The sequence below is a fragment of the Myxacorys chilensis genome (assembly GCF_059505265.1).
Genome location: NZ_JCACKG010000282.1, coordinates 26959 through 38374, shown reverse-complemented (window position 1 = coordinate 38374; position 11416 = coordinate 26959). Strand labels below are relative to the sequence as shown.

General features: G+C 44.9%; 8 protein-coding genes and 1 pseudogene. 3 read left to right on the top strand and 6 right to left on the bottom strand.

The window, feature by feature from the left end; all coding sequences use genetic code 11:
• Window positions 1-172: 172 nt before the first annotated feature.
• From AC5JLB_RS28765 to thcB4, 5 genes and pseudogenes are all read right to left on the bottom strand, one after another.
• On the bottom strand, window positions 173-1912 hold the full coding sequence (locus AC5JLB_RS28765; protein ID WP_495877255.1) for an SEFIR domain-containing protein: 1740 nt from the start codon (window positions 1910-1912) through the stop codon (window positions 173-175).
• Window positions 1913-1963: 51 nt separating this feature from the next.
• Window positions 1964-5158 carry a PDDEXK-like endonuclease domain-containing protein gene (locus AC5JLB_RS28760; protein ID WP_495877258.1) on the bottom strand — a complete coding sequence of 1065 codons (3195 nt, stop codon included), beginning with the start codon at window positions 5156-5158 and terminating at the stop codon, window positions 1964-1966.
• Window positions 5159-5485: 327 nt separating this feature from the next.
• Window positions 5486-5755 (bottom strand): annotated as a pseudogene (locus AC5JLB_RS28755) (DUF4011 domain-containing protein); the annotation flags it as partial.
• A gap of 527 nt (window positions 5756-6282) precedes the next feature.
• Window positions 6283-6864 carry a Thoeris type III anti-phage system protein ThcA gene (gene thcA, locus AC5JLB_RS28750; protein WP_495877254.1) on the bottom strand — a complete coding sequence of 194 codons (582 nt, stop codon included), beginning with the start codon at window positions 6862-6864 and terminating at the stop codon, window positions 6283-6285.
• The gene (thcB4, locus tag AC5JLB_RS28745; protein WP_495877253.1) at window positions 6861-8021 is read right to left on the bottom strand and encodes a Thoeris type III anti-phage system protein ThcB4; all 1161 of its coding nucleotides are present in this window, start codon (window positions 8019-8021) and stop codon (window positions 6861-6863) included. Before thcB4 ends, thcA begins: the two co-directional genes overlap by 4 nt.
• Before the next feature lie 210 nt (window positions 8022-8231).
• On the opposite strand from thcB4, the gene AC5JLB_RS28740 reads away from it, so the two are divergent.
• From AC5JLB_RS28740 to AC5JLB_RS28730, 3 genes are read left to right on the top strand one after another with little or no spacing between them, the layout of a single operon-like run.
• Complete coding sequence (locus AC5JLB_RS28740; RefSeq protein ID WP_495877252.1) at window positions 8232-9380, top strand: hypothetical protein; 1149 nt, start codon at window positions 8232-8234, stop codon at window positions 9378-9380.
• Between the two features lie 51 nt (window positions 9381-9431).
• A complete protein-coding gene (locus tag AC5JLB_RS28735) occupies window positions 9432-9803 on the top strand; it encodes a hypothetical protein (protein ID WP_495877251.1) in 372 nt (123 codons plus the stop codon).
• A 17-nt stretch (window positions 9804-9820) separates the two neighbouring features.
• Window positions 9821-10243 carry a type II toxin-antitoxin system VapC family toxin gene (locus tag AC5JLB_RS28730; RefSeq protein ID WP_495877250.1) on the top strand — a complete coding sequence of 141 codons (423 nt, stop codon included), beginning with the start codon at window positions 9821-9823 and terminating at the stop codon, window positions 10241-10243.
• Here AC5JLB_RS28730 and AC5JLB_RS28725 read toward each other — a convergent pair.
• On the bottom strand, window positions 10240-11403 hold the full coding sequence (locus tag AC5JLB_RS28725; RefSeq protein ID WP_495877249.1) for a tetratricopeptide repeat protein: 1164 nt from the start codon (window positions 11401-11403) through the stop codon (window positions 10240-10242). The two genes, AC5JLB_RS28730 and AC5JLB_RS28725, sit on opposite strands and share 4 nt — an antisense overlap.
• Window positions 11404-11416: the final 13 nt, after the last annotated feature.

Here is an 11416-nt window from a genome sequence, read left to right as displayed (position 1 = left end):
TTACGTTGATTCTAGGCCAAATACAATCTTAGATTCAACATCTACAACTGTAGTACGACAAGATAGGGAAAGAAATTTCTAAAAAGCTATCTGAAGAGTTGTATCATGGAGAACCCGCCAAAGTAAGATTAGCGTCAAGAAATTGAATACTAATCTTCGTGCATTTTACGGATTAGCTACTCGCTCCTCGGCATAATTTAATTCTGTTGCAAATACTCTGTAAGTTCTGAGCATATTGACCTTGCAGATGTGGCTTAATTTCATCACAAAGCTTTGTCAGATCATGACCTGTTTCAAACAGATGATTCACTAATGCAATAGCAAAATCTCTATCAGAATAGATGAGCGAAATGAAGTTAAGATTCCCTGGATCTAATCCAAGCATTTGGCAAAGAGCTTTACGAGAAGTGCTATCTGCTCGTCCACTCCGTTTCAGCAAATCTGCGAGATCTGACCTATCTGAAGCTCCAAATTTCTCATCCACACCTAAGAGACTGAGTGGAGCCTGGTAGGAATCTTCTGAAAGTGTTTGTTTGCGATCGCGCGGTGATAAAGTGCGTAATTGCCCTAATTCCCTTTTGTAGTTTATAGATTGATTAGTCAGGCGACGATAGAGTAACTCATCGCCTTCCGCAGTATTGACACGATAAAAGGTTGCACTGCGAAGAGGACTGGGAATAAAGTCGGCATCCTCTAGGGTGAAAATTATCGGAATGAATTTCGAGTTTTGCCCCTGAGCGTTATAAAGCTCTTGGATAATGATGGCACCTTCCCAAGTAACACCCTTGCCACTTCCAAGCTCCTCATCTCCTCGAAAACGTCGCTCGTAATGTTCTGTACAGACAACCAGCACAAAATCTGCTGCTTCCACTTGATTCAGCATCCAGCGGTGCCATCCCACCGCAGGTGATTCTTCGTGTTGATCAATCGTGCAGTTGATGCCATCCTCACGCAAACGATCAGCCAATCTCCACACCCGATCCTTATGCTCCTGAGAATCATAGCTGTAGCTGATAAAGACTTTGGGAGGTATGGGGTTGAAAGCCATTCCCTCGGAATCAGGCTCTATAGCTTTTGTGTTTCCTGCTGGTAACGGAGCAGTCTGAATACTTGTATCCTGCCCGATAGATTTAAAACTAGCTGCTTCTGAAGTTGAAGATTGCTCTGATACCTGCTCCCTGAAGCGGCGTTGCAGGTCTTCGATAAATTGCTCAATTGGCTTTGGAGTACGACGATGCTTAAGTAAAGCTTTTTCAATAGGGGAGGTAGTTGAAGTGTAGAGATTATATATGTAGCATCGTCGTGAAGATGAATCGCCGAGTTCGCATTTGAAATAGCTATGCCAATGCCAAAGACATCGAAAGATATTAGGGTTCTGGGCAGGTATTCCTAAGCGCCTTAAGCCTCCTAATTTTGACGCAATTTCCTGATAAAGTTCACTATATTTAGACTCTTCCTGATCTATTGACTGATATTCAATAGCAACAGCAATCATAATAGATTTTAGCTTTTCTATCTCCGAAACTAAATCTTCAAGTAGAGTTGGATTTGCTATCGATGCTGTGCCTTCTGCTAAAGCATCTTGGTTATACTGATAAAGTTCATTTTCAATCGCATTAATAGCATCTAGATATAACTCATAGACGTATTTTCTCTTTGAACTTGCATCATCAAGATAATTCTTATAGTAATAATGCCAATCCCATAAAGATTTAAAGAAGTTGGGATTAGAAATATGAACTCCATCCTCTTGAAGCAACTCAAACTCCAGAGTAAGCTCTTTCCAGAGCGCAACATAGTTTTCCTGTTCATCCCTAATCGGATAATTCAAATAATCAGTAGCCACACCAATCATAATGAACTGTATTTGCTGAATCTTTTCGAGGAGTTCTTTGAGATGAATGGCTTCCATATTTGTGGCTAGTAGCTGTTGGTAGATGTAAAACTTTAAGTGCGATTGAGTTTACGATTGCTGATTTTTCAATATTCGCAGTAATCTTAGTAATTCGTTAAGCTGCGTATCTCTGTTGTGAAACCATTCCTTCGACCAAATACGATAAATTTTCCAATTGAGATCTTCCTCTAAAACTTTTCGACGTATACGATCACGGTCGCGCGCTGTATTGTAAGCCTCGTAAGTTCTACCGTCCACCTCAATGCCTAGCAGAAACTCAGATGGTCGCTGATCATTGAGAATGGCAAGATCGATAGGGAATTTAGAGCGTCCAACTGAAGGACAAACGCGATGTCCCGCTTGCTGAAGGGCGTAATAGATATCTTCAACTACCCCAGCATCGGCAGGCAGTTCTGGTAAATCAGCAAGTTCTTCTGTTTGAGCATGATTGCGCTCAGCGTAATTCAGGTAATCCTGCAACTGTTTTACGACCAAGCTGTTTCCTTCTGGCTGTAGCTCGCTCCCATGTATTGATGCGACTAATATCAGTTTCTGCCTGGCTCGAGTAATTGCCACATTCAGTCGTCGCTCTCCCCCTATCTTGTTGAGGGGTCCAAAATTTTGCCACACCTTTCCTTCTTTATCCCGCCCATAGCAGAAGCTGAGGATGATTACATCTCGCTCTTCACCTTGGACGCTTTCTAGATGGCGAAGAAAGAATTTATCAGCATCCTCTTGTAATTCTGCTAAATCAAGATTGTTCTCACTAAGACGGTCAAGTTCCTTCTGAATAGCTTCTGCTTGATTTTTGCTGAAGGCAATAATTCCTACAGATTGCTGACTGGATTGAACCTGACGCAGCACCAGTTTTGCAACTTCTTCCGCTTCACGTTGATTAACAGGTTTCCTGCTGCCTCGATCGTAGACTCCATCTGCAACGTAGTGAAAATGGACACCTCGATTCTCATCTTTGATTGGATTAGGAAACGTAATCAGTTTCGAGTTATAAAAGTGTTCGTTTGAAAATGAGATTAGGCTCTCATCCTGGCTACGGTAGTGCCAGCGTAGTGTAAAACTCCTCATAAATTTTCCGCATTCAACCAGGAAACTCTCATAATCTCCTTCGCCGTTACTGTCCTCATCTTCATCCGCATCAAATTTGGTGAATGAGAATGTTGGCGGTAGTTGCTTATCATCTCCCACTACGATTACCTGCTTAGCACGCATGATCGAAGAGACAGCTTCTTCTGTACGGATTTGGGAAGCTTCGTCAAAGATTACTACATCAAATTGCGGAGTCTGTGGGTCGATGTATTCACTCACTGACAGCGGACTCATCATCCAGCAAGGTTTCAATGCAGAAACTAAATCCCCTGCTTCCTTGATAAATTGACGAACTGACCTATGTTGCTTCTGCTTCTTACTTTCAGTGTTGAGCAGCATAATTTTTTCCTGAGAACCAGGCTGCTCAGACCATATTTTCCATTGGTCAGCGTGCAGTTTCTGGAGCCGTTCCTTAGCAACAGAGTATTGGTCGCGATCGCATTTTGAGAACTCCTGAATTCTACGTTCATGAACTGTGGCGCTGAAGTCCTTCAACTCAGAGAAGTGATCATAGATATAGTCTAACCATCCTTGATACACAGCTTTCTGCAATACAGAAAACCATGATTCTGGTGCGATCTCAGATATCTTTAAACTGCTCAGAAAAGCTTCAACTCCCATCGCTTTAAGAGTTGCAAGACATTTTTGATAGCGTGTCCAGTCCGCAAACGTGTTTAGTTCATCCTCGGCTCTGTCTAGGAAAGCCTCGATTATACTAAAAGAAGTCCAGTCTAGAGGCTGATTGGAACCTAACAGTGAGCGCGTCACATCCGGAAAGCAGGCGTTCAGAAATACAAATCCTGTTTCGATTTCTTGTTGGGCAGCCGCCAGAGAATTTTCTAAAGAGACAAGTTCGATAGAAAGCTCACTAGATGAGAGAAGAGTAGCAACCCGATCGCTTGGTAAGGGGTAGTTTTGTAATTCTTCAATCCAATTCAATGCTGTTTCAATGGCATTTAGATTAGGTTTTCCCTTGTCAAAGAACGGAGCGAAAGCTGCGTGGGTTGGGCTGTTAAGCGTTTCGTACAATCTATGAGATTCATCAGATCGTTGGAGATCTGCAATCAACTCTCGATAACCAAACAAAAAAGAACGCCAGAAGGCAAGCCTGCTTTGCTCTTTTCGACAGGCAAAGATAGCTTTATGCGCTCTCCAATAGTTTTTGTTGATGAGACGCAGAATATTCCTATATTTTTGGTAAAACTGCTGTAGCGGTTCTGCAAGCGCTTCTGTGAATGGATCGCGCGCGTATTTCTTTCCCAACAATTGGCGCAGCTTATAAAAGTCTGAGTATATTTCTTCAAATCTGGAGAATGAGCGCTTCAAATTCGTCACTGTTACATTCTCCCACTCGCTTGGGAGTAACGAAGGCACACCAGTAACGTAAGCAACGGAGGCAGAGAGGGATTTGCTCTCACTTAAAGAAGTGGGGACTTGTAAACTCAATAGTTCTTGTATTCGCAAAGCAATTGCTTTCGTTGATTCGATTCCACGACGAAGGGTTGTGATTTCCTCTTGCAGTGCTACACGATCCTGCAATGATGAGCCAGACCTTCGACTACTTACCCAGAGCGTCGTCCGTCCACCTCGGAAAAATGAGTCAAATCCCTCTAAAAGTTCTAATTGCCGTTTTACGTCTCTTAAATGACTAGCTGACCATTGATTGATATTTCGGATAGCAGCTTTGAGCGGAGGGAGATTGATTCGTTCTAGCTTGAGCAACTCACTATACAAGTCAAATGATGATTTCTCGATAGGTTCCCAAATGTGATGAAGTTTCTCTGGATAGCTATTAAGAGTTTGCCGAACATCTTTCAACTGATCAAGAAATGAGTCTGATAGGCGTGTCTCAGAGTAATCCTCTAACTTATCTGCTGTCGCTTTGAGCGATCGACTAAATCCCTTTTTACTGGCGGTTTCCTTCTCATATAAAGTCAGGCACAGATCTTCCAGCCCACAATCGCGTAGCCTTCTTGCAACAACCTCTAGGGCACCTGGTTTCTCAGCAACCAGAAGAACGCGCATTCTCTTGGCAATTAGTTCAACAATAATATTGGCAATTGTCTGACTTTTCCCAGTTCCAGGAGGTCCCTGAGTGATGAAGTTTAACCCACTCTTGGCTGCCTCAATCACGACTTGTTGGCTTGAATCTGCATCCAACACTTGGAAGAGCGATCGAGGATGTTGCTGATCCAAGTGCCTAGCATCAGGAATATTGTGATGCTGGCGCTGATAGCCACTTAAATCATTGGCAAGTCCTTGTAGGATGGGATGTCTAGCAATCTTCTCTGCATACTGCTCAAGGTCATTGAGCATTGCCGCTTTAGGGCGCTCAAATAGAGCAAGATGAGCAACAGGCTCAATTTTCCAGGCGGAAAACTCAGCTACATCCTGACGCACTTGGTCTAATACAGCATCACAAGTTAGTGTTTGACCCGAAGGAATCGGGCGCAAACTGATACCATGGTCTGCATCAAGCTTCTGGACTAAGACGGGATTGAGTATAATATCCTCGTCGATCGCGACAAGCGTGAATTCCTCGCGCCTTCTCGTTTTCTGTAGTTCAACTGGGATCAGCAGAATGGGAGAAACTGCCGAATTCTTCGTTTCACCTTTCAGATTCCAGGTGAGAGTGCCGATCGTAACGAAAAGGCTATTGACCCCTTTCTCTCGCTGAATTTGGTTGGCACCATTACGAAGTTTCTTGAGAATGGGCAGATGTTCAGGGGCTACTGGATCAGTTTTGACAGTGCTCATGGGCAGACGGGGCTCCTCGCTGACAAGCACTTGAAACACTTGTGAAGCTGGAAGCAATAACTTGACTGTCTTGCCTTTACCTTCAACAAAATTCAGCAAAGCAGTGTCTCGTTTTAATCCAGCAAGCCGATCTTTCCAATGTTGAATCTTACGCTGGATTTCTGGAGATATTGCGTTCACTATGGACACCCCTTAGTCGCAAAACCTACAAAAATGAACCTTCAGACACTAAATCCTGAAAGTTCTTAAGTAGGGTGTGAAAGCAGTAAGTACTAAGCTTTACGGCTAGATCAAGTGTAACGTGTTTAAAAAATTACATGAAGGGTTCATCAGTACTAAAGCTTATTAGTACTAAAAATGCAACAGAGAGCAGTGGACGAAATTGATGGGCTGTCAATATACCTCTGGTGTTTCTTTGCTACCCTTACTGCATGCGAAAAACGGTGAGTACTCCCTCAGCCGCAATTGCCTCTAACAGTTTAATTAATTGGATAATCAGAAATTGGCTAAAGGATTATACTGCTCGGTTAGTTTGAGGAGGGCAAGATTTTTCGGAAAAGTGCGCGGTAACGTTTGTTAGTAGCTAAAGCTTGTCGAATCTCCTCGTTTTGAGAACATTCATCCTGCTCGAAAAGTATTTGTGCGGCACCAAGAGTGGACGCGATCGGGAAGATGGGTTTATTTGGATGCAATTCCTTAAAGATTGTGCATTCCTCAAAAAGTCCTCCCATGCCACCAATAAAGACAGCAGCGGCGAAGGGGCGAGAGCCAATTATTTCTCTTCGCATCACGGTTAAGCTTTCTTCTAACGTACTTTTCTTTTGAGTCCAAATTAAATTTGGGAAGGCTTTTGCAACATCAGGGATAACATTTTCAAACCAACGGGATTGGTAGATATAAACATGATGCTGAGCTTCTAGCGTACGTGAAGCATGATCCACTAGAGGAGAAATTGCAGGATGCCCACCAAATACTAACTCACGATCGCGAACGGTTTGAGTGACTAAGGCGAGGATCGCTTCACGAATTGCGATCGGGTCTGCTGGATAGCGATCAAGATCCCGATCTGGAATGCCTGCTGATAAAAAGATTGGAGCAAGTTCACTCATAGATCATTCAACCAATTCTCCACTGAATCTGATTCGGAAGTCCGTAACTCCAATCGACCATTGAGCCACGCTAAGTGTTTTTTATAGTTCGGTTCGACTCCAAGGCTGTCATAAATGATAAGGTTTTTCGAGAGATCTACATCTTCCGCTAGGGCACGAATTTCTGCTTGTTGAATCAGAGCAGCATCAGGGACTCCAACGACTGGAATGACATTGGCTAAAGCGCGATCATCCCGATACAGTCGAATATTGCCACCAGGGTCAATTGTGGAGGCGATGCCTTGCGGAAGTTGTTCAACAACATCTCCAATGACACGAGTTCTCCGGATAGCGATCGATCGAATTCTGGCAGACTCTGCAGTAGACAAAATGGTTTTTATTGCTTCCCCCGTCAAGGAATCCTGGGCATCAGCTTTACAGTGGGCAAAGTCGCTGTGCTGGAGTTGAATGAACGTCGAAAACTCTGTCCCCAATTTGCGGGTGTGATCGACCCAAACTAACTGTAAAACGCCTAATCCCAAGCTTTCTGCTTGTAGGAGTTCCTTGTAAACCCATTCTGAACTAAGCGCGTTGGGCGAGTCGAGAAAGATGAGCAAATCGACATCTGACATCCGTCCCCACAAGACTTGTTGAAAATCGACACCTGCATCAATGGAGGCGATGTCTAGAAAGACCTTATATCCTTGCAAGGAAAGGGCTGAAAAAAGCTGAATGGCGACGTTTTGGCTATCCATCCGTCGATACGAGATGAAGGCTTGTCGTTGTTCTCGACAGAGCCGAAATGCTTTTAGAATGTCTGCGACGACCCGATTTGGTTCCCACTGTAAACCGTTCAAATGGCGCAGTACTGCTGGAACGAGGCTTGGATACCGCGTCAAGCTATCCACGATCGGAAAGACGTAGAAGCTTTCTTGAAGAAATCGGTTGAGTAGTGCGACCTCGTCTGCGCTAGGCTCACTTTCTCCCCCAAACCAAATCATTACTGGGAGACCATCCCAATCGATCCGCTCGGCTTGACTGACTTCTAGAAATTGAAAATACTGCTGTTCATCTAATCCAATATCGTTTAGGTGCTGTATGAAGCTTTGAAGAAAGAGACTGCGGTAGTAATCTAGAGATGACCCTGCAAGAACGAGTTGATACTTCTGATTCTTCATTTCAGTCGGTATCTCCAAATGCTCTAAATGATGAGATCGCTGATGAGGACTTCAATTTGATTTTGGGCTATTCCGGTGCGATCACGGGATTCGTTTGTATAAGTTCCGTATCTACTTCACTCCGTATTATGTGAAGTGAGATCGTGGTGTCTATTGGAGACTGCACTGCGATTTCCAAATAAAACTGATTCGCATTCGCTAGGATAATTCATGTTTCAGCAATGCCGCTATATTAGTGCCCGAACCCTTTTAGGACTGTCGAAACTCGATCGCTGTCAGTCCTTGCCTCTAGGGACTTGGACACCCGTGGATCAGCTTTGGCACTTGGTGTTTGTTTCCCATCGTTGGGGGAGTCAGGATGATCCTGATCCTTTGGGGACGCAGCTTGCGGCTTTGCAGCAGTTAGTGCGACGGATGGCGGACATTGCTGGGGCAATTGCGGATGAGCGAGTGGAGGGAGAGGCGGTGCGGGACAGGTTAGTGCTAGTGCCTTCATTAGCACGACACGGAAATTTGCAGGCGGCGCATTTAGTTTTTCGGACGCTATGTGATGGGCAAACTTTTGCAGCGGATGAGGCAGAGCGAATGGAGGGAGATGGAATTTTGGATTTGATTGGGTTTTGGTATGACTTTTCTTGTTTGCCGCAAGATCCGAAAACGATGGATGAAGAACGGGAGTTTGTGCAGGCTTTGCAGAGAATTGGGGAAATGCTTTTGTCGCCGCGTGTCAGTACATTGGTGTTACGGAAGGATGAAGATGGGTATTTGGAGCGGGGGTGGTGTTTTGCGGAGTCGATGATTGCGGGGGCAAAGGAGGATGTGTTTAAACCAATGATTTTGCGAACGGATCGTTGGAATGCACCTTTGTCGATGCAGTTGTCTGGCGCGTTTATGGCGCTGAAGCCGGAGATAGAGGAGATGTTGGGAAAATGGGAGAATTTGGTAAATCCGGTGGCGGCGGGACAAGCGTTTGAGAGTGCGATTAATGGGACGGCGGTGTTGCTTCTGGCAAAGGCGGATAGTTCAATGTCGGAGTTTGTGGTAGCGTCGACAGCAATGACGATCGCTGGGGTGGGGATGTTTGCGGGAATTCAGAGCAGTATTGCGCTGTTGCCAGTGGATGGGTGTTTAGATCTATCGGCAGATTTGGTAAATGTGTTGCGGAGACAGGGATTGGGCTGTCGGGATGAGCGCGATTATATTTTAGTGGCTTTGTTGTTGCTGAAATCGATGACGGCGGTGGAGGCAACAGGGGATTTAAAGATTTGGTGGGAAGCGATCGCACGGTTTACTGAAGGGTTGCCATTGCATTTGACGCGGCGAAATGGGGTTCTAGAGTGGCTGGAGAATGAGGCGTAAGGGTCGCGTCGCGCCTCGACTATAATGGATGATGTTGTTCAAGGAGAACCTATGAACCAACAACACTCATCTAGCAGATTCAGAGTAACGCTTCGGTTAGAGGCTCAGGCTTCAGGCAGGGTTACGGCTTCAGTGGTTGAATTTCCTGATTGTCGAGTAGAGGCAGCAACGCGGGAGGCAGCGATCGCGGAAGTTCAAGCTGCTTTTTTGAAACAACTTGCTCGTAGCGAAACGATTTCCTGGGATGTGCCTTTGCCATCCGACCAAAATTTTAATGGGTTTGAACAAAGAGCGGAAAGTCCCTGGATTAAATATGCTGGGATGTTCAAAGATGATCCGGATTTTGCAGAAATTGCTGCTGCGATCCGAGCAGAGCGGGAAGTTGAGGATGACACAGAAGTTGATCCTTCCGTTTATTCGTAGAAGATTGAGGACGGAACTTGTATATTCTCGATACTGATCATGTTTCGCTGTGGCTAGAAGATCATCCAGTAGTTAGGAGCAAAGCTGCCGAATTTGAGGCGGATCTGGCAATTACGATCGTGACTGTGCAAGAACTGTTTAATGGTTGGGTCGGTCGCCTCAATGATCCTGCTCAGGCAAACCATCAAGTTAGGCTTTACGCTAAATTGTCGAAGATTGTGGCGTATTTACAAGAGGTCAAGGTTTTAGATCTGGATGATGTGGCAGATCGCTGTTTTCGCCAGATGCTAACGGATAATCCGAATTTGCGAAAAAATCGTATTCAGAAGGATATGCGGATTGCTGCGATCGCGCTTTCTTCCAATGCTATAGTTGTTACCCGAAATCGTCGAGATTTTGAGCAAGTGCCTGGACTAAGGATTGAAGATTGGACGCTTTAGGAAATTGATTTTCCTGCTAGTACTGCTTCGCACTCAGCTTGTAATGCGCGGATTTCGGTTTGGCGATCGCTGGAGTTGACTTGTCGATCAAGCCTCACAGCAAGCGGCAGTGCCCGATGTAGCCAACGTTTTACTTTTGGAATGAACCGTTGTGAGTTGCCTTGCTTTAACTGGTGAAGACGAATCTCTGCAAAATCTCGATAGATGAGATAGAACGCTTCTGGTTCTTCCATTTGACGGACGAAATGCAAAGCCTGAATTTTTGTATTAATCGCTTGAGTAATTTGCTTTTGTTGCAAATATACATCCCCTAGCGCATTATAGGCAGCACACATTGGACTAGGTGATTCAATTGACCCTGCAATCTCCAGCGCCTTGAGCATACAACGCTCTGCTTCTGCCCAATTCTCCTGTTTCGATGCCACCTGTCCTAAACCTCTCCAGGCACGACATTGCTCATCTCTATTGGACTCACAATTTTGCGTTACCTCTTGGTAGTACTTTGTTGCATCGCCCAATTTCTTCAAGTCTTGCAGCAGGTCTGCCGTCTGCCACAGATGAGCCTCTAGCATAAAGCCTGGTCCATTAACGTTGCGCCTTCTCAGCGCCAAAGCTGCTTCCATTTCTTCTAGCGCTGCTTCCTTGCGGTTTTGACTTTTCCAAAGCATTCCTCTCTGAAGTCGTAATCCAGCTTCCCAATTGCGGCGACTGATACTGCTTAACCAAGCTAAACCCCTATCTACAACTCGTTCCAAGTCTACAACTCTCATCTCTGGTAGAAAGCGACCCACTTCTACAAAATTCCTGAAGCCACCATCCACAAACCAAAGGTCGTCTTCAGTCAAGTTGCAGCTCAGAACTGGATCATAAGCAACTTCAATCAGCCAGGTGAAAACTCCCAAGGCTTCTTTACGTTTGCCCTGCATTCGCTGCATAGTTGCAAGCCAAAATCGCGCTCGAATCAGTCGTGATACATCGTTGAGTAGTTCTGCCAACTCTGCTGCTCTTTGACAAAACCTTTCTGCTTTTGCGTACTGAAATTCAGCGTTGCAATCGAGGGCAAGTTGCATCAGTTGATCGATTTCGTCACACTTTTCTTCGTTTGCGAAATAGGTTTCGATATCGAAGTCATCGGGCAAGAAATCATCTGATCCAAACATAGCTCTATTTACT